Origin of the sequence: Pectobacterium atrosepticum, assembly GCF_000740965.1 — a bacterium.
GTDB lineage: Bacteria > Pseudomonadota > Gammaproteobacteria > Enterobacterales > Enterobacteriaceae > Pectobacterium > Pectobacterium atrosepticum.
Genome location: NZ_CP009125.1, coordinates 1,972,012 through 1,988,960, shown reverse-complemented (window position 1 = coordinate 1,988,960; position 16,949 = coordinate 1,972,012). Strand labels below are relative to the sequence as shown.

At 49.8% G+C, this 16,949-nt stretch carries 20 protein-coding genes and 2 pseudogenes; 8 read left to right on the top strand and 14 right to left on the bottom strand.

What is annotated here, in order from left to right; translation table 11 throughout:
* Positions 1–39 precede the first annotated feature (39 nt).
* Positions 40–399 (top strand): hypothetical protein, encoded by a 360-nt coding sequence (locus GZ59_RS08680; RefSeq protein ID WP_011094294.1) that lies wholly within the window; start codon positions 40–42, stop codon positions 397–399.
* Positions 400–662: 263 nt separating this feature from the next.
* Positions 663–737: pseudogene (locus GZ59_RS24055) on the top strand (integrase arm-type DNA-binding domain-containing protein); the annotation flags it as partial.
* Positions 738–1,062: 325 nt separating this feature from the next.
* Here GZ59_RS24055 and GZ59_RS08675 read toward each other — a convergent pair.
* Both GZ59_RS08675 and GZ59_RS08670 read right to left on the bottom strand, forming a co-directional pair.
* Positions 1,063–1,392, bottom strand: coding sequence for a DHCW motif cupin fold protein (locus tag GZ59_RS08675; RefSeq protein WP_011094295.1), 330 nt, complete (start codon positions 1,390–1,392; stop codon positions 1,063–1,065).
* A gap of 59 nt (positions 1,393–1,451) precedes the next feature.
* Positions 1,452–1,988 (bottom strand): rhodanese family protein, encoded by a 537-nt coding sequence (locus GZ59_RS08670; protein ID WP_011094296.1) that lies wholly within the window; start codon positions 1,986–1,988, stop codon positions 1,452–1,454.
* 387 nt (positions 1,989–2,375) lie between these two features.
* Between GZ59_RS08670 and GZ59_RS08665 the strand changes: the two genes are divergently transcribed.
* Positions 2,376–3,779, top strand: coding sequence for an EmmdR/YeeO family multidrug/toxin efflux MATE transporter (locus tag GZ59_RS08665; RefSeq protein ID WP_039291220.1), 1,404 nt, complete (start codon positions 2,376–2,378; stop codon positions 3,777–3,779).
* Between the two features lie 42 nt (positions 3,780–3,821).
* Here GZ59_RS08665 and GZ59_RS08660 read toward each other — a convergent pair whose 3' ends face one another.
* Both GZ59_RS08660 and ompX read right to left on the bottom strand, forming a co-directional pair.
* The gene (locus GZ59_RS08660) at positions 3,822–4,991 is read right to left on the bottom strand and encodes an MFS transporter (protein ID WP_011094298.1); all 1,170 of its coding nucleotides are present in this window, start codon (positions 4,989–4,991) and stop codon (positions 3,822–3,824) included.
* A 278-nt stretch (positions 4,992–5,269) separates the two neighbouring features.
* On the bottom strand, positions 5,270–5,785 hold the full coding sequence (gene ompX / locus GZ59_RS08655) for an outer membrane protein OmpX (RefSeq protein WP_011094299.1): 516 nt from the start codon (positions 5,783–5,785) through the stop codon (positions 5,270–5,272).
* A 376-nt stretch (positions 5,786–6,161) separates the two neighbouring features.
* Here ompX and rhtA point away from each other — a divergent pair, with 376 nt between their 5' ends.
* Positions 6,162–7,049: a threonine/homoserine exporter RhtA gene (gene rhtA, locus GZ59_RS08650; protein WP_011094300.1), complete on the top strand. Its 888-nt coding sequence runs from the start codon at positions 6,162–6,164 to the stop codon at positions 7,047–7,049.
* Here the strand turns inward: rhtA and GZ59_RS08645 are convergent.
* The gene (locus GZ59_RS08645) at positions 7,037–7,588 is read right to left on the bottom strand and encodes a P-loop NTPase family protein (RefSeq protein ID WP_039294898.1); all 552 of its coding nucleotides are present in this window, start codon (positions 7,586–7,588) and stop codon (positions 7,037–7,039) included. The genes rhtA and GZ59_RS08645 overlap by 13 nt on opposite strands.
* A 312-nt stretch (positions 7,589–7,900) precedes the next feature.
* Between GZ59_RS08645 and dps the strand changes: the two genes are divergently transcribed.
* The 4 genes from dps (at position 7,901) to glnQ (ending at position 10,953) form a co-directional block, all read left to right on the top strand.
* Positions 7,901–8,404 carry a DNA starvation/stationary phase protection protein Dps gene (gene dps, locus GZ59_RS08640; protein ID WP_011094302.1) on the top strand — a complete coding sequence of 168 codons (504 nt, stop codon included), beginning with the start codon at positions 7,901–7,903 and terminating at the stop codon, positions 8,402–8,404.
* 397 nt (positions 8,405–8,801) lie between these two features.
* Positions 8,802–9,548: a glutamine ABC transporter substrate-binding protein GlnH gene (gene glnH, locus GZ59_RS08635; RefSeq protein ID WP_011094303.1), complete on the top strand. Its 747-nt coding sequence runs from the start codon at positions 8,802–8,804 to the stop codon at positions 9,546–9,548.
* Between the two features lie 26 nt (positions 9,549–9,574).
* The gene (gene glnP, locus GZ59_RS08630; protein WP_011094304.1) at positions 9,575–10,234 is read left to right on the top strand and encodes a glutamine ABC transporter permease GlnP; all 660 of its coding nucleotides are present in this window, start codon (positions 9,575–9,577) and stop codon (positions 10,232–10,234) included.
* Positions 10,231–10,953: a glutamine ABC transporter ATP-binding protein GlnQ gene (gene glnQ / locus GZ59_RS08625; protein WP_011094305.1), complete on the top strand. Its 723-nt coding sequence runs from the start codon at positions 10,231–10,233 to the stop codon at positions 10,951–10,953. The genes glnP and glnQ overlap by 4 nt, the downstream gene beginning before the upstream one ends.
* A gap of 39 nt (positions 10,954–10,992) precedes the next feature.
* On the opposite strand, the gene GZ59_RS08620 is transcribed toward glnQ, so the two are convergent.
* From GZ59_RS08620 to GZ59_RS08585, 9 genes and pseudogenes are all read right to left on the bottom strand, one after another.
* Complete coding sequence (locus GZ59_RS08620) at positions 10,993–12,861, bottom strand: M3 family metallopeptidase (RefSeq protein ID WP_011094306.1); 1,869 nt, start codon at positions 12,859–12,861, stop codon at positions 10,993–10,995.
* An 86-nt stretch (positions 12,862–12,947) separates the two neighbouring features.
* Positions 12,948–13,916 (bottom strand): DNA-binding protein YbiB, encoded by a 969-nt coding sequence (gene ybiB, locus GZ59_RS08615; protein ID WP_011094307.1) that lies wholly within the window; start codon positions 13,914–13,916, stop codon positions 12,948–12,950.
* A 108-nt stretch (positions 13,917–14,024) separates the two neighbouring features.
* Positions 14,025–14,138: pseudogene (locus GZ59_RS23875) on the bottom strand (hypothetical protein); the annotation flags it as partial.
* The gene (locus GZ59_RS08610) at positions 14,128–14,325 is read right to left on the bottom strand and encodes a hypothetical protein (protein WP_011094309.1); all 198 of its coding nucleotides are present in this window, start codon (positions 14,323–14,325) and stop codon (positions 14,128–14,130) included. The gene GZ59_RS08610 and the pseudogene GZ59_RS23875, both read right to left, overlap by 11 nt.
* Positions 14,322–14,789, bottom strand: a complete 468-nt coding sequence (locus GZ59_RS08605) for a Gp37 family protein (protein WP_039291217.1) — start codon at positions 14,787–14,789, stop codon at positions 14,322–14,324. The genes GZ59_RS08610 and GZ59_RS08605 overlap by 4 nt, the downstream gene beginning before the upstream one ends.
* Positions 14,790–15,050: 261 nt before the next feature.
* Positions 15,051–15,362, bottom strand: coding sequence for a hypothetical protein (locus tag GZ59_RS08600; protein WP_011094311.1), 312 nt, complete (start codon positions 15,360–15,362; stop codon positions 15,051–15,053).
* Positions 15,355–15,684 (bottom strand): hypothetical protein, encoded by a 330-nt coding sequence (locus GZ59_RS08595; protein WP_011094312.1) that lies wholly within the window; start codon positions 15,682–15,684, stop codon positions 15,355–15,357. Before GZ59_RS08595 ends, GZ59_RS08600 begins: the two co-directional genes overlap by 8 nt.
* Positions 15,674–16,348, bottom strand: a complete 675-nt coding sequence (locus tag GZ59_RS08590) for a hypothetical protein (protein ID WP_011094313.1) — start codon at positions 16,346–16,348, stop codon at positions 15,674–15,676. The genes GZ59_RS08595 and GZ59_RS08590 overlap by 11 nt, the downstream gene beginning before the upstream one ends.
* Complete coding sequence (locus tag GZ59_RS08585; protein WP_011094314.1) at positions 16,338–16,949, bottom strand: transglycosylase SLT domain-containing protein; 612 nt, start codon at positions 16,947–16,949, stop codon at positions 16,338–16,340. Before GZ59_RS08585 ends, GZ59_RS08590 begins: the two co-directional genes overlap by 11 nt.

Genomic DNA, 16,949 nt, shown 5'->3' with positions numbered 1-16,949 from the left:
TTAACGAACGTACATCCACCGACTAACCGCCATGCAACCATGAAAAACGACAAAAAACACACCCAACAATCAAGATCGTCTGGCTGGGGCGGGAAACGTACCGGCGCAGGCGCTCCCATAGGTAATACCAATGCAGTGAAACATGGGGAACGCAGCCGCCAGGCATTCTTTCCGTTGGCGGGTGATAATGGGCAATTCACGCAGTTGCAATTGCTACGAGTAAGAAACCTACTCCTTGCCGAACGTGTCGGCGAGTTGATGCACAGATCTCTTTCTTTGGGCACGGCCGAGTGGCGTGAATTTATGTTGCTAGATGGGATTTTATGGCAACACACCCGAAAAATGATGGTGTTGGAGCGTCGTAAAGCAAAATTAAATTTACAGCACAGCCAGCGCTAAAACCAGCGTATACAACGGGCGAGACATAGCCATTTTTAAACTGACTTTTCTCTATGGGACTACGATTGGGACTATGATGTAAAAACTAAAAACACAAATTATTTAAAAATCATAACATTAAAAAACAAATTCAATTTCTCTCGTGGCATTCTCACTGAGTTTGCGGGTTTTTTGTTGCCTGTTATCTATCGGGATACCCCGTTTACAGCCGGAAAATTTAGTTATACGCTTAGTTATACCGTCTCATATAACTACAAAAGCGTATAACTACCCCACTGACCAATACCGAGATCAAAGCCGCCAAACCTGCCGAGAAGGAATACACGCTACAGGACGGAAAAATGAGTACATTGCCACATCGAGGTTACTTTGCTCGAATCTCTTCCTGCCACAACGCCCGTTTTAAAGTTCAATTCCGATAGACACGATCGCGCACTCCTGAATAGTGTAGAAATATAGTCGGCACACCAGTTAACCATGCTGCCTGTAATGATTAAACATCGATATCAACAACCTATTTATAAGCGAGTTCTTCCCTTATCCATCAAAGGATTGAGCGTGTCTATATAGTATTTTTTCGGTTTCAACGAACGTGAATCCAGATGAGATGATCTAACTAAAATCGAGGGCTACTCTCCGTGATTCCGAGTTAGCCCCCTGACATCAATCGACAACAAACAGTTTAGCACCCGTCTCGGTGTAGGAACGGTGAGCTTCCGCGTTATCCGCAACCTGATAGCTCATTCCCGGCTTGAGAACAAAAACACGACCGTCGTCTAATTCCGTATGGAGTTCACCCTCAAGGCATAGCAGGATATGTCCTTTTGAGCACCAGTGATCTGCTAAATATCCGGGGGTGTATTCGACAATCCGGACTCGAATATTATCAAAATGCTGTGTCCGCCAATACGCAATCCCCGACTCACCCTTATGTTCAGTGGGTTCTATTTGTGACCAATCAGTCGTACCAAACGGAATGTTCTTCATGTCCATGTTACTGCCCCTATTCTTCTAACGTTGTTAGTTAACACTCCGCGGACTATCCCGGCAAATCAGCGTTTGGCACCACCGTTCCACGGCATCTTCATTAACAATTTTGCCATGCCGCAAAAACCTGTAATTCCAGCAAACAGCAGCCCTACCCCTACAAAACCAGAGAGCAGGAAGAACGTGCTGTTTACGCTGTAACCCAGTAATACACCACTCAGAATAAGTGCGCCAGCGGCGATTTGGACCTGTCGCATGATTTCAATTGGTTGTTTATTATTGATTTCTGTTGGAAAACCCGCCTTTTTCCAGGCAGTCATTCCACCATTAAGTAAAAAAGCCGTTGCAGGAAACACAGACTGCACCAGAATCTCAGCATTCTGTTCTGAACGCATGCCAGACAAACAATGAAAAATCACAACCTTCCCTTCCCTATCCTCTCCAGTAAGAGGATATCCAGCGGAGGAATTTAGCGGGTGCGATTTCGCCTGCGCAATGTGCTCGCGGGCATACTCTTCCGGCTGGCGAATATCGATAAGTATCGCGCCTTCATCTAACAATTTGTGAGCCTGAGCGGGTGAAATGGCAAGTGGTGTTGACATGATCGTGAGCCTCTTTTGAGCCGTTGAAACCCGTCATAATGCATCACTCAACACGGTGTTCCGTCGGCAAGGAAGGTGATATCGCAGATTGTATGCGTGCCACCATTAATTTAGGTAAACCTAATTAAGTAAAATCTAAATTAAATAATGACTACATGCAACAACTTTCCATGCTGGGAAAGCAATCCAAGCTGGACATCAATTTGCCGGCTGATACTCTGTAAATAGAAACGTCATTTTAAAAATAGCCATGCTGCACCGATCGTACAAAATGGATCAGTAACGGTATGGATAAGCACCGTGCAGAAATAACGCTATTTGCGAGCCACCTTATGGCTCTGTTTACCTTGCCGACTGGGAAACTTGAGATCTATCCAAGACCGTTTCATGAAAAAATTAAAAGATACAGACTGGTATAAAAAGCGTTACTCCAACCGCGTTCTCTTCTGGAGAGAAATCTCGCCGCTAGCCTTCCCCATCTTTATTGAAGGTCTATGCGTCGTGCTCATGGGGGTTTTCAGCACTTTCCTGGTCAGTTGGTTGGGGAAAGAGGCCATGGCAGCCGTCGGCCTGGCTGACAGCTTCAATATGGTTATTATCGCCTTCTTTACCGCTGTCGCCTTGGGGACCGCCGTTGTTGTCGCTTTCAGTCTGGGCCAGCGCAATAGAAAGCAGGCACGTTCTGCCGCTCGCCAATCAATGTCATTACTCGTCCTGTCATCATTTCTGTTAGTTGCTCTGGTTGAATTCGCCGGTTCTGCAATCATCGATCTGATCGCAGGACAGGCCGATGAACAGGTGAAGGTGCTTGCTCTCACGTTTCTTCGCTGGACGGTATGGGGATATCCCGCTGTCGCCGTTGCGCTAGTCGGCTGCGGCGCACTGCGGGGCGCGGGTAACACTAAATTGCCTATGGTCATCAACATTGGGATGAATATCCTCAATATTGCCATCAGCAGCCTGCTAATCTACGGCGCATTTTCCTGGGATGGTATCGGCTTTATTGGCGCGGGCATTGGTATTACCATTTCACGTTACATTGGGGCGGTACTTGTTATTCTGACGCTGATGCACGGTTTTAACGGTGCGTTGCGCATTCCCTTCAAGTCTTACTTTGCACCTTTTACCCTATCGATCCTCTATGAAGTGCTCAGCATCGGCATTCCCGCCAGCATTGAATCCGTGATGTTTAATATCGGCAAGCTCATCACCCAGCGTTTTGTGGCAGGTATGGGGACCGAAGTCATTGCCGGAAACTTTATTGCCTTCTCCATCTCAACGCTGATCAATCTTCCTGGCAATTCGCTCGGTGCAGCCGCCACTATCATAGTTGGCACACGATTAGGGAAAGGCCAGATTATGCAGTCTACTCGACAGCTGAAGCACATCTTCTGGCTGTCCAATATTGGGTTATGTACTCTTGCCATACTGTCGGTGCCCAGCGCCAGCTTTTTGGCGTCGTTTTACACCAATGAGCCAGAAGTGATCGAGGTGGCAAAACACCTTCTGTGGCTCAACGCACTATTTATGCCAATCTGGGCTGCATCCTGGGTGCTACCCGCCGGGTTAAAAGGCGCGAAAGATGCCAGTTACACCATGTGGGTGGCGATGGCAGGAATGTGGGGATGCCGTGTTATCGCGGGATACATCCTCGGCGTGATGCTCGGCCTTGGCGTGATCGGCGTGTGGATGGGGATGTTCTTTGACTGGATTGTACGCGGGTTCTTCTATTACCGCCGTCTGATGAGCGGGCGCTGGCTATGGCGCTATCGCCCTCCGACTGATTCATGATAGCGAGCGGAAACCCGCTCGCTTACAACAAAAATATATCGCTCAACGACTCGGTTTTTTCAACGGAGCAAAACGGGTCGCCATGATAATCAATACGCCCACGCCAACCGTCATAATCATCCAAGCTTGTTCCAGACCCGCCGTATGCTGGCGTATAAACCCGGCGAGTAACGGCATCAGGCTGGCGAGGATGTAGCCACCGCCCTGAACAAAGCCCATTAACGAACCCGTTTTATGTGGTTCAGTCACCTGATCCAACGCCACGATTAGCGACAGTGGGAAGAGCGCCCCAATACCCATTCCCAGCATAATAATGATGGGATAGGTAAACGCCAGCGGAGCCACAATCAGCCCGATCATCCCCACCAGCATCACGAGCAGGATAGGAAGCAGTAGTTTGCGTCGATCGGGAAAACGATTAATGAACGTTGACACCAACAGGCCGGAAATCACTTCCGTCAGCGTTAATCCGCCCAACATCAGGCCACTTTGCGTCGCATCTAACCCCAGTTGCATGTAATACGGCGGTAACCATGCTAGCACCAGAGTATACGCGCCCGTCCCAATGCCAAAGAACACCATCAGCATCCAATCCATTCCCGTTCGGCGCGTGGCTGAAACAGCCACCGTATCCTGCTTCGCGGTATAGATTTTAGGGATACATCGCCAGGCTACCGCTGCAACCAACGCCACAATCCCCCAGCACGCCAGTGCACTTTGCCAGCCCCACGCATTTGCCAACGGAGAAACCGATGAAGCCGCAAACGCCGCACCGGTCATAATCGCCGTGGTATAAAAACCCATAAGGAGGCTGCTATGACGACCAAAGTGAAGTTTGATAAACGACGGTACCAGTGCTTGAATTAAGGCAATTCCGATCCCCGCAAGCGCAGCGCTAACCAGCAGAGCAATGCCGCTATTCAGCCACCAGCGGGCACTACATGCCAGAGCAATCACCACGATGCCCAGCGTGATTCCCCGATATTCGCCAAGGCGCTTCTGCAACTGGCCGCCATATAATGCGCACCATCCCATAGCGAACACGGGAAGCGTGGTTAACATCCCCGCCATGCTGTCATCCAAACCTGTTGCGGCCTGAATTTGATTCAGCAACGGGCCAATCCCCGCCAAAACAGGGCGTAGATTCAATCCCAATAGAATAATTGTGAAGAACAGAAAAGCCCGCGTGCGGACCGTTGATGTCACTACCATTTATAACCTCAATAGCTTGAGCAAATTACTGCTGCCTGATTATCATTATCTTCACACAAAGAATCTTAACGTCAAGATAAAATCGTATGGCAGACTGGTTACAGCATGCATGTGATCCATGGCGGCAAGCATGACCAGATACCGATCGGTTAGAAAATTACTGGATAAACTCGGTGCTAGCTTAGACAAACAGGCATAAAAAAATCCGCCCTAAAAAGAGCGGATTCTTTCGACACAGCTAACACCAACGCTGAGGGTAAAAACCCTACAGGGTTAGATTAGAAGCGGTAACCCACGCCAACAGCCCAGGCACCAACATCAACACTGCGGATACGGCTTTGTTCGTAACCAACATCCAGAGCAACGTCTTGGATTGGGTTGAACTGAACACCAGCACCGTAAGTGAAGCCGTAATCGTCATTGCTGGCGTTATCCTGGCCGTTGGTGTTGTTGCTTGTTACTTTACCATGGCTGAAACCGACAACGCCGTACAGGCTTGCCCAGTCATTCAGACGGTAAGCAGGACCAGCAGTGAAGCCCATGTATTGGCCTTTGCTGTAGAAGCCGTCATCACTACCATTTTTTTCCAGGTAGGTGAACGAGCTAATAACGCCCAGTGGGTTATTATCTTGCTCATAACGATATTTCAGGTTAAAACCTTTAACTTTATTTTGTACGCCCTGAGCATCACCTTGAGCATAGCCTGCAGTTACAGTACTTTGACCAGCAAATGCAGAACCTGCGCCAACGGCTAATACACAAGCCAGAGCGGAAAGACACGCGATTTTTTTCATATTTACAGCCTCAAATTCATTTTATGAAAGACTAACTAACGCAGTAAATATAACAAAGAAGTTCGGAACTTGCCGCCCTATAAATATTTATCAATTAGCCTTTAGATGTAACAAATATTGTCAAAACCTATCTATCACACTAATTATATTGAATTTTTTATTGTGACAGTTAGATTAAAAATAAATTCACCACAGGGTGGTAAAACAGACAAATCTGAATTTCTCGCTCAGTTTCTATGCTAATAGTGCTATAAAAGAATAAATCAATTAAATGATGCGTAAATAAAGGTCAACAAAAGTCAATTCATACCAGACAAATTGTTTACAATTGGATATAATAGCAACGGAATGTTATACCTGTTTTAAGGCCACAAGAATGACCTTATTTTCCCACCGCTCGTCTTCATTCGTCCCTGTGTTGCTCATCATTATCTCGATGCTTTCTATCCAAAGCGGAGCCGCTCTGGCAAAAAGTCTGTTTCCGCTCATCGGGGCAACGGGCGTCACAGCATTGCGTCTGGGAATTGGGACGATCATTCTGTGTATCATCTTCAAGCCGTGGCGTATGCGCTTTAGCAGTAACCGCCTACCGCTGCTGGTTTATGGCATTACGCTGGGTGGCATGAACTTTTTGTTCTACCTCTCATTGCAAACGGTGCCGCTCGGCATTGCTGTCGCACTGGAATTCACCGGTCCGCTTGCCGTTGCTATGTTAGCCTCACGTAGACCTATTGATTTTCTATGGGTTTTTCTGGCTGTTGCGGGGCTGTGGTTCTTATTGCCACTGGGTCACAATATCGGCAATGTTGACTTGACCGGTGCCGCTTGCGCCGTGGGTGCAGGCGCCTGCTGGGCGCTCTATATTCTATTTGGACAAAAAGCGGGGGCAAATCATGGGCCAGGCACCGTCGCCGTCGGATCCTGTATTGCGGCGCTGATCTTCTGCCCTATCGGTGTGTATTACGCGGAGAGCACGCTGTTTTCGTTCTCGATACTCCCACTCGGCATTGCCGTCGCCATCCTATCCACCGCACTGCCTTATTCTCTGGAGATGGTGGCCTTAACCCGTCTGCCCGCCAGAACGTTCAGCACGCTGATGAGCATGGAGCCCGCTATTGCCGCCTTATCTGGCATCCTCTTCCTCGGTGAGCATCTGGCATTCATACAGTGGATGGCGCTGATGTTTATTATCATTGCGTCAATAGGTGCAACGTTGACAATAAAATCAGCGGGCGCGACCAAAGCGACAACTCAAGCAGAATGAGTGCGTATTTCCTTGGGAAGGTGTTGCAGAAAGGTTTCACATTCCCGAGGAGAACGCAGCGTAATAAAGCGGATATGGCGATAAAGAGGGTTAGCTAAATCCGCCAAATACCGTTTCCGATTTTTTGAATAGGTTTTTATTGTCCAGAGGATAATCGAATCACGACTGAAGAAACTGCGGAGAAAAAATTCTTTATTACCGGTACCACTCCAAAGTTCTTCTTTGTGCCACGCCCGAAGATAGGCGCGTCTTACCGCCTGAAAAAGCGTGCGGGTAAAGCAATAATCGACCCAAATCACGACCTCAACATTGCGCCATTTTATATCTCGCGTTCGATTATAGTTACCATCCAGCACCCAACTGTCTGGTTCTAGCGCGTCTTCAAGCCGTTGAAAAAATTCGGCATCCGTTCTTCCTTGCCAGTCGCTCAGCCAAAACAACGCATCCATTTCAACATAGGCCGTATCCAACTTTACAGACAAACGACGAGCGAGCGTAGACTTACCACTTCCGCTGGTGCCAATAATATTGATTCTCATCATTCATGACGCCCTTTAATAACACCTAATATACTTTAAGAGAAAAGCAGAGAATAATAACCATTTCCACCTAAGCAGTAATGATATTTATCAATATGTGAGATTATGTTACGGAGACAATTAAAATATTTCCCTTGCATCACTATTCCCACATTATTGATATCAGATAAATCCCGACCACAAATAACCACAATGTCGTTATGCTATAGCTATTCATTTGATAGGTAATTCTTTTCAATATTAATTTTCACCACTGCTATAATTAGTCACGTTGAACAGTCAGACTATGAAATTAAAGAGAGGATAACTACTATGTCTACCGCCAAACTCGTGAAATCAGCACCGTCCGAACTGCTTTACACTCGCAATGATTTGGACGATAGCGTTAAAACCTCGACTATCGCGCTGTTAAACCAACTGGTTGTTGATTTCATCGATCTGTCGTTGATTACCAAGCAGGCGCACTGGAACATGCGTGGCGCAAATTTTATCGCCGTTCATGAAATGCTTGATGGCTTCCGCACCTCGATTATTGACCATCAGGACACCATCGCCGAACGCGTCGTGCAGATAGGCGGTGTCGCGCTGGGTACCGTGCAAATTGTGGGTAAACAAACGTCGCTGAAAAGCTATCCGACCACTATCCATAGCGTTCAGGATCATTTGAAAGCGCTCGCCGAGCGTTATGCGATTGTCGCTAACAACGTACGTCAGGCCATTGGTAAAACGGAAGATGAGGCCTCTGCGGACATTCTGACCGCCGCATCACGCGATCTGGATCAGTTCCTGTGGTTCATTGAATCAAACATCGAGTAATCGGTGTTGTAGTCCCGGAACGCTTTGAAGGCTGCTTAAGCAGCCTTTTTACTCATTAATAAATCCACTCAATCCACCCTCTTTCTTCGTGTTACCCGCACAAACCACGCATTTTATCCGTTAAGACGCTCAAAAAATTAGCTTTTGTCTCCATTAATTGGCCATAACGCTAATCAACGGTTGTTTCCCTCGTATAAATCAGTTAATCATAACAGCGCCTTGCCTAAGCGAATTGGAGATGAAAATTTCACCACTAGCAAGGTAATAAAATAAAAACAACAGGTTAAGCACAACGCATGATAACTGACCTAATGTTCTAATGGGTTCCACTTTCGTACTATGCTTAAAACGCCTGTAAAACAAAAAGCTCCCACAACCGCTAAATAGGAAGGATTTGATGAAATCACTACTTAAGGCCTCTTTGGCTGCATTGACGCTGATGATGAGCGTATCCAGCTATGCCGCTGAGAAAGAACTGATTGTCGCAACAGACACTGCTTTCGTCCCTTTTGAATTCAAACAAGGCGACAAGTACGTCGGTTTTGACATCGACCTCTGGGATGCTATCGCTAAACAACTCAACTTGAAGTACACCCTGAAGCCAATGGACTTCGGCGGTATTATTCCTGCCCTGCAAACGCGTAACATCGATCTGGCGCTCGCAGGCATTACCATTACCGAAGAGCGTAAAAAAGCAATCGATTTCTCTGACGGTTACTACGACAGCGGCCTGCTGGTGATGGTTAAAGCAGACAACAACGATATCAAAGGCGAGCAGGACTTGGCTGGTAAAGTGGTTGCGGTGAAGAGCGGCACAGGTTCCGTGGATTACGCGAAAGCCAATATCAAAACCAAAGATCTGCGCCAGTTCCCGAACATCGACAACGCCTATATGGAACTGGGCACCAACCGTGCTGACGCCGTGCTGCACGACACGCCAAATATTCTCTACTTCATCAAAACCGCAGGCAACGGCCAGTTTAAAGCGGTAGGTGATTCCATTAAAGCTCAGCAATACGGCATCGCGTTCCCGAAAGGCAGCAACGAGCTGCGTGAAAAAGTGAATGGCGCCCTGAAAACACTGCGTGAAAACGGCACTTATGCTGAGATCTACAAGAAGTGGTTTGGCGTAGAACCTAAGTAATTGCCGATTTAATCTGGAGATATTCCATGCAGTTTGATTGGAGTGCCATTTGGCCTTCTCTGCCCCTCCTGTTGGAAGGGGCAAAAATGACGTTGTTGATTTCTGTTCTGGGTCTGCTTGGCGGCCTGGTGATTGGCGTGGTTGCGGGTTTTGCCCGCGCCTACGGCGGCTGGTTTTCCAGCCGTATTTCGCTCGTTTTTATTGAAATTATTCGCGGTACCCCCATTGTTGTGCAGGTGATGTTTATTTACTTCGCCTTGCCGATGATTTTCACGTCCGTGCGGATTGACCCTTTTGCCGCCGCCGTAGTGACCATCATGATTAACTCTGGTGCTTATATCGCGGAAATTACCCGTGGTTCGGTATTATCAATTCATAACGGCTTTCGTGAAGCGGGTCTGGCGCTTGGGCTATCTCGTAGCGCGACGTTACGTCATGTGATTGCTCCACTCGCCCTGCGTCGTATGCTGCCGCCGCTGGGTAATCAGTGGATTATCAGTATCAAAGATACCTCACTGTTTATTGTCATCGGCGTGGCTGAACTCACGCGTTCGGGTCAGGAAATCATCGCGGGCAACTTCCGTGCGCTGGAAATCTGGACTGCGGTTGCCATTATTTACCTGTGCATCACGCTGGTCCTCAGCTTTATTCTGCGTCGTCTGGAAAGAAGACTTAAGATTATATGATTGAATTTAAAAACGTATCCAAACACTTTGGCAAGACACAGGTCTTACACGATATCGATCTCACCATCGGTCAGGGTGAAGTTGTCGTCATTATCGGGCCTTCAGGCTCGGGTAAATCCACGCTGCTGCGCTGCATCAATAAGCTGGAAGAGATTACCAGCGGTGAATTGATTGTTGACGGCCTCAAAGTGAACGATCCTCGCGTTGATGAGCGCTTGATCCGTCAGGAAGCAGGGATGGTTTTCCAGCAGTTTTATCTGTTTCCGCATCTTACCGCGCTGGAAAACGTCGCGTTCGGTCCGATCCGAGTGCGCGGTGCGAGTAAAGCGGAGGCTGAGAAACTGGCGCTAGAATTGCTGGCGAAAGTAGGTCTGTCAGAACGCGCGCATCACTATCCTTCCGAGCTTTCCGGTGGCCAACAGCAGCGTGTAGCAATCGCCCGCGCGCTGGCCGTCAAACCGAAGCTGATGCTGTTTGATGAGCCGACGTCTGCACTGGATCCAGAGCTGCGTCATGAAGTGCTGACCGTAATGAAAGATCTGGCCGAAGAAGGCATGACGATGGTTATCGTCACCCACGAAGTGGGCTTTGCGCGTAAGGTGGCTTCACGCCTGATCTTTATTGATAAAGGCCGCATCGCAGAAGATGGCGACCCGGAAACGCTGACTACGAATCCACCCAGCGATCGCCTGCGTGAATTCCTGCAACACGTATCCTGATCAACAAGGGGGCTTTCGCCCCCTTACTTCTTTTCAGCCTTATATCTGTGAACGCGGATATTCCCGCTCAATAAACGCCGCAAAATCCTGGCACATCTTCTCATCACCCTGTTCATTATCCGCCAGTACACGGCTACCATCGACCACCCGAATACGAGCGGACAGATCGAAATCCGCTTCAGGCTGAGGACGACGAGCGGCCTGCGCCATCGTGCCTTCCGCCTGTTTCCAGGCTTCTTCCACCGTCAGGTTACAGGCCTGTGCCAGATAGGCGGGATTGAATCCTTCACCCGTCAAACTACGCAGTGTATCGTCATGGCTCACGCTATTACCTGGCAACCAATAGTGCTGCGCCAGATCGGGGCCAATAGCTGGGTTGTCCGTCAAATAGCCGTCGCGTTGCAGAAAGTAGCTCCGCGTCTGTTCCACCGCCATCAGCGCCAGCAGATATCCCTGATAAGAACATGCCGATTCCATAGACAGTAGATGCGGAATCGCTAACGTTGGACGCGGGCTACCGCTAGTGCCCAGAATACGCTGCTCGGTGTCGCGTGCCAATTTGGTCATCGCTTCCGGCGTGCGTGCTTCGTCATCCCACGAATAGAGCTGCCACTCAAAATACGGCACCAGCAGGATATGTCGATCGTTGAAGGCTCGCATCGGCTGCTGAGTACTGATATCCGCACGGATCAACTCATCAGGAATCGTCTCTCCCTGCGCATTCTTTGCATAACGTTTTAACCAGTCAGCATCGCCCAACAGGCTGTCGCAGAACATCGACTGTGTTTCAGCGTAGGCCATCGAAGTTGGCGGAAACTCCTGTGAAAAACAGGGGGCATTCTGCCGAATATTGGCAAAATGCGCGGCGTGTCCACCTTCATGGAACAGCGTATTAATACCGCTGGCACCGCTACCAATTTGATCCGGTTTTGCCAGACTGGTGAAATTAATCCGCGCAGGGACCCATTTCCCTTCCTGCACAAACGGCGGTACCGGACCGTGCATAAAGCCGTTCTCGTATTTGCCTTTCCGCACCAATAAATCGAGCTGCATTTCTGCGCCATTAAACCCGATACGCAAACGCTTAAAGCTATTAATCCAACGTTCAAGCGACGCAGAAAATGGGAAATAAGGATCGAGCTGGCGCGTCACATCACCCGCGCTGGCATAGCGAATATTCCACGGTTGCAGCGCATCTTCGCCCTTTTCATCCGCCAGATTTTTCAGGCTGCGGGCAGTCGCTTCACGGGTCTGCTCTTCGAAAGGATCGAGGATGGCAAAGAGCTGTTCCGGCGTCATCTGCTCCGTTTTATTGACCTTATAGTCAAAATAATTCCGATAGCCCATCTGACGAGCAAAGCGGTTACGCAGTGAAATCAGCTCAGGGAAACCGTTCTGCAACAGCCATTGCTCCAGGGAGCGCAGCGCCTGCTGAGAACTCTGACGATAAGCTTCGGTATCATTGGTCGCCTGATTGGTCAGCAGTTCTCCGAGCGAGGCGGAAACACGTTCTCCCTTGGCATCCAGATGCGTCATTTCATAGGATTTACGCTTGGCGTATAGCGCGCTTTCAGCTGCAATAATCTCATCCATCAACACCTGAGCCTGCGGATCTTCAATCACATTGCAGTCAAAAAACCGATACCAACCTTGCAAGCCATGTAGCAGCGCCTGCTGTTGTTCATCACGCGGGCCATTCTCCAGTGTCGCGATATGCGTTCTCAACTCGGCCAAACGCTGCGGTTGCGAAATAAAGCGCTTATATGCGCTCTCTGCGGCGGAGAAACGCTCAGACACCCCATCGTTTCCCGTTCCCATATACAGTTGCCAAAACAGTTCTTCTTTCGCCTGATGGACCGCAAGATAGTCACGATTCAATGCATTAAAATAGTCCGCTACCTGTTGCATGCTATTCCTTCTCTCTTCAAATGACAGCCGTCTGGCTGTGTGAAGTGACGCAGTAACCCGCGTCTGAACCCGCCCCAGCAGGCCAATCAGCCAAGGCGCTTCTTAATCGTTGCGACAGCCTGTTCCATTGTCGCGGCTTCACCGGCAGCAACCAAACAGCACGCCAGTTGCAGACGAATCGCCTGCGGTATAGCAATTTCACCCGTCAGGCACTGTACCGTCCAGCGCGCCGTGGTTGCAGCATCCCTCGCAATAGGCAGAGCATCGGGCGCGACACTGATATCCTGCCGAAGTTGCAGCACGTTAGTATGTTGCTGGTGAATAAAATGGATTTCCGGGCAGCGCTGCGGGTTGGCATAAACCTCCCCTTCCGTGCCGTGCATCAGAAGCGCGCGCCCATTGATATCGTTAAAAAACGTCCCCACGCGAGAAACGTATTCAGGGTGGGACACGCTGGCGACGCGCAACGCCTCGCTTTCACCAAACGGTGTCGCCACCTTGGCAAGCGTATGACTACTGTTACGAACCCCCATACGCCAGCGTAACTGTAGCTGACGATCGATGGCAGGGCACAGCACAGAGACGGGAATAAATACCGGGCTACCGTTATCAAGCTCCTGTTGAGCCTGCTCGGCATTCTCCGCAATTGTCACGCCAAGGTTACGTAAAATCTCGGCGCTGGTAACACGAGTCGGGTCTTCACTTACGCCATGCACTACCACCGGAAAACCCAATTTTGCCAGCAGCAGCGCCAATAGCGGCGTCAGGTTAGCCTGCTTGCGCGCCCCATTGTAGCTAGGAAGCACGACTGGCATAGGAAAGCCCGCAGGCGGACTCAAGCGCAACACATGCTCGTCCATTGCCTGATAAAAGCCCAACATCTCAGCCTCGGATTCGCCTTTGATGCGAAACGCAATCAATAACCCGCCGAGCTCCAGATCTGGCACGTCACCGCGCAGCATCGCGCTATACAGTTCATAAGCCGTTGCCTGATCGATATCGCGCGCATGATTTTTCCCGCGCCCCACTTCTTTGATAATTTTGGTGTAATCCATGCTGGCCTCTCATTTTCGGCGACCTAGTAAAGAACTTATCAATGAAAATAACATGTTTGCTGAGGTTCTGGTCACTCTGGCGCAGAGGAAATTGCTATTAGGCCGCTTTCCCTGTGGTGCCGTACCAATCAACCCAATTACCGCAGATTTGACGGTCTTCACCGGACGAGCACCGGTTTCAACTTCAATCGTTTCTACACCATGTAAATAATTAGCGGCCAAGTGTCACCTCCGTTGCGCTATCAACCAGATTCTGACCCGCGACAGGCAGCAAATAGCCCAGCGCGATCAGTGTTTTCACGTACTCATGATCTGCTGGCAGTTCAGTCACCTGAGCGGGCCAAAGCAGAATTTCCTGACCATCTGCCAGCGTGACGCCGCTGGCGGGGCCGGTATAGCGATACTTCATGCGTCTTTCTCCTCATAATTAACCGTGGTAAGCAGCGGACCATCCGTCTGCTCGCGGTCTTCGATAAAAAGGGTTTCTGTGGTGCAATCGATGGCGTAATGCCAACGACCTTCGGTGTAACCAACATAGCGATCGCGCACTAACCGGATACCGCGATGACAGTCAGGCAGTCGGTATCCTCCCAGCGCCTGACGAATGGTATCGAGCGTGGCCAGCACGCCGTCTTCGCCATCCAGATCCGCCAGCAGCACGGCAACCATCAACTGCGGTCGCTGCGTCTGAACCGGAGAATCCACATCTTCCGGTGCGGAAAACTCAGAACCGCGATACCCCACCAGCACATCGCCAGGTGTCAGAAGATCTGGACTGATCAGAATATTTTCTGGACAGGACGCGATCCGCCGTGCAGGTAAATGCTGTTGGAGGCGGGCTATCACCGCATCGATAATTGGTTTGGTATTCATATCCGTTCACCCGCTGTGTTGATGGCTTACTGTTTTAGTGGCACATCGTGTTGATGGCGCTAGTATCCGGATAACGACTGGCTGCGGCTTTTAATCTGTTTTAGAAAAAAACAGCGATATGCTTTATTGATAAAAAACGTCTAATCACATGAAATATAAAAATTACTTCGATAAAAAAACGCCAGCACAACCGTGCTGGCGCAAAGGAATATGACGATACCGATAAAGAGAAAATGCAAAGAGAAATTAAATATTACGGAGTTACCGATCCCAGTACTTTTCTGGCCGGGCAATGCCAACCATACCGTCAACCGCATATTCCACAACGTCCACACCCAGGCGGGTCAGATTCGCTAGCCAGACACCTCCCATCTCTTTGGTCAATACTGCCATCTTGCGATCGGCCAGATAATCCAGCGCCTGACGTAACTCCGGTTCAGAAGCACCTGCATATAGCCGCTGCATCACGGCCAATAAAAACATTTCATTCGCGGTATAAGGACGTGTTTTATTTAATGCGATGAGCAAATGCCAACGCATCGACTCCTGTCGGATACACTGCGTATTAGCCATGATGTCCTCCCGAATACCGCTGTTGTACTAACTCCAGTTTGTTATAAAGTGCATCCAACTTGGCCTCTATTACCGTCTGACCACGGATATAATCCTCACGTCGCACGTAAATCAGCGGTAAATCGGCACGAAACTCCAGAAACTCACGTTCTAGTCGCGTCCATCCCTGTTCGCTCTTTTGTCGCGCATTTTCCAGCGCGGCAAAACGCTCGTTCAGCCGCTTTTCAATCTGGGTAAGTAGAATCCGCCCGGCGGCAAACAGGAAGCTCATAAACGACAGCAGCAGGCCGACCAGCGACCAAAATTCCACTTCAATCTTCACGTGTTACCTCCCCTGCCTGTTGTAATGCTTCGATGTAATCCAACAGCGCATTAACCTGCGCACTTAGCGCCTGATAGCGCTCTCCGTTGTCGCTGATGTTGGCGAGGATATCGCGCTGGGAGACGCCTGAAGGCTGTAATTCGGCGTCAACGGTTGTACCGAAACTGGACGCTGCGCCAGTGCGGCGGGCAACGGCGGTAATGTCTGAGGCACCGTCGCCGTACAGACCGAAAGCGGCGTTGTAGTACTGCACGAAGCCACGAGTAAACACGCACTGCACAGGCTGAGCCTTGCCTTTTTCGTCAATGTATTGCTGAGTAACATGGTCGATTTTCCTTTGCAGAGCGACGTTATCCGCCGCCAGTTTTTGACGCACTGCCACATAACGCTGTTCGAGTTGATTCCCACGCTCTACCTGCTGCTGGTATTGTTCCGCCGCCGCACGTAATAGCTGATTTTGGGTTTCGGCCTGCTGCTGCTGGAGTAAATTAAATGCCGCCAACTGCTTCGCCAACGCGGCGTCCCCCAGCGCTTGCGCCAGTTGGTAACCCTGATTACGGCCGGTTAGATAGACGGCGAGTAGTAGCACAACGGCTAGTAGGACAGCGACCACGCGCGGCGAAAGAAAGGATTTCAGGCTAGTAATAAACAGACTATTCCACACAGCTCGCCCTCCCCCAGACCAAATAACGTGGTGCCAACTGATGCAAGATGCGGTCGGGATAATGGCGATTTTCACGCCAGTTGGCGGCGCTGCGTCCGGCATTGACGGTTTCCACATGATCGAACCAGCGAAGTATGTCCTTCTCGGCGGCCTTCGCGCGTTGCTTATCCCGTTGTAACCAGCCAAGTCCGCCGTTGTAGGACGATAAGGTCATTGCCATGCGTTCACAGTCGTTACTGGCGCTAATTCGCGCCCACAGCCAGCGATCGTAGCCCGTCAGCGCACGGATAGCCCACGCGGGGTTAAACGGTTGATTTGTCCGAAGCTCAGGAACAATACCGCTGAACCAGTCGGCTGTTGTCGGCATAAACTGTGCCAACCCCTGAGCACCGACGGGCGAGACTGCCCGTGGATTCCAACCGCTTTCCTGATGCAGCTGTGCTGCAAAATCAGCAATCGGGGCATTCATGCCCCAATCCAGCCGTGCGCTGCGGATCACATCACTACGGTACGCCTGCGCGGCACGAGGGATCGTGTCAGCACAGGCCACAGCACTAAAGAATATTAAATTTAAAAACAATGGGATAAAAAGGTGTCGCAT

Coding starts and splice junctions, on each gene's coding strand:
- GZ59_RS08680 (WP_011094294.1), top strand. CDS start 40: ATGAAAAACGACAAAAAACACACCCAACAATCAAGATCGTCTGGCTGG.
- GZ59_RS08675 (WP_011094295.1), bottom strand. CDS start 1,392: ATGGACATGAAGAACATTCCGTTTGGTACGACTGATTGGTCACAAATA.
- GZ59_RS08670 (WP_011094296.1), bottom strand. CDS start 1,988: ATGTCAACACCACTTGCCATTTCACCCGCTCAGGCTCACAAATTGTTA.
- GZ59_RS08665 (WP_039291220.1), top strand. CDS start 2,376: ATGAAAAAATTAAAAGATACAGACTGGTATAAAAAGCGTTACTCCAAC.
- GZ59_RS08660 (WP_011094298.1), bottom strand. CDS start 4,991: ATGGTAGTGACATCAACGGTCCGCACGCGGGCTTTTCTGTTCTTCACA.
- ompX (WP_011094299.1), bottom strand. CDS start 5,785: ATGAAAAAAATCGCGTGTCTTTCCGCTCTGGCTTGTGTATTAGCCGTT.
- rhtA (WP_011094300.1), top strand. CDS start 6,162: ATGACCTTATTTTCCCACCGCTCGTCTTCATTCGTCCCTGTGTTGCTC.
- GZ59_RS08645 (WP_039294898.1), bottom strand. CDS start 7,588: ATGAGAATCAATATTATTGGCACCAGCGGAAGTGGTAAGTCTACGCTC.
- dps (WP_011094302.1), top strand. CDS start 7,901: ATGTCTACCGCCAAACTCGTGAAATCAGCACCGTCCGAACTGCTTTAC.
- glnH (WP_011094303.1), top strand. CDS start 8,802: ATGAAATCACTACTTAAGGCCTCTTTGGCTGCATTGACGCTGATGATG.
- glnP (WP_011094304.1), top strand. CDS start 9,575: ATGCAGTTTGATTGGAGTGCCATTTGGCCTTCTCTGCCCCTCCTGTTG.
- glnQ (WP_011094305.1), top strand. CDS start 10,231: ATGATTGAATTTAAAAACGTATCCAAACACTTTGGCAAGACACAGGTC.
- GZ59_RS08620 (WP_011094306.1), bottom strand. CDS start 12,861: ATGCAACAGGTAGCGGACTATTTTAATGCATTGAATCGTGACTATCTT.
- ybiB (WP_011094307.1), bottom strand. CDS start 13,916: ATGGATTACACCAAAATTATCAAAGAAGTGGGGCGCGGGAAAAATCAT.
- GZ59_RS08610 (WP_011094309.1), bottom strand. CDS start 14,325: ATGAAGTATCGCTATACCGGCCCCGCCAGCGGCGTCACGCTGGCAGAT.
- GZ59_RS08605 (WP_039291217.1), bottom strand. CDS start 14,789: ATGAATACCAAACCAATTATCGATGCGGTGATAGCCCGCCTCCAACAG.
- GZ59_RS08600 (WP_011094311.1), bottom strand. CDS start 15,362: ATGGCTAATACGCAGTGTATCCGACAGGAGTCGATGCGTTGGCATTTG.
- GZ59_RS08585 (WP_011094314.1), bottom strand. CDS start 16,949: ATGCGACACCTTTTTATCCCATTGTTTTTAAATTTAATATTCTTTAGT.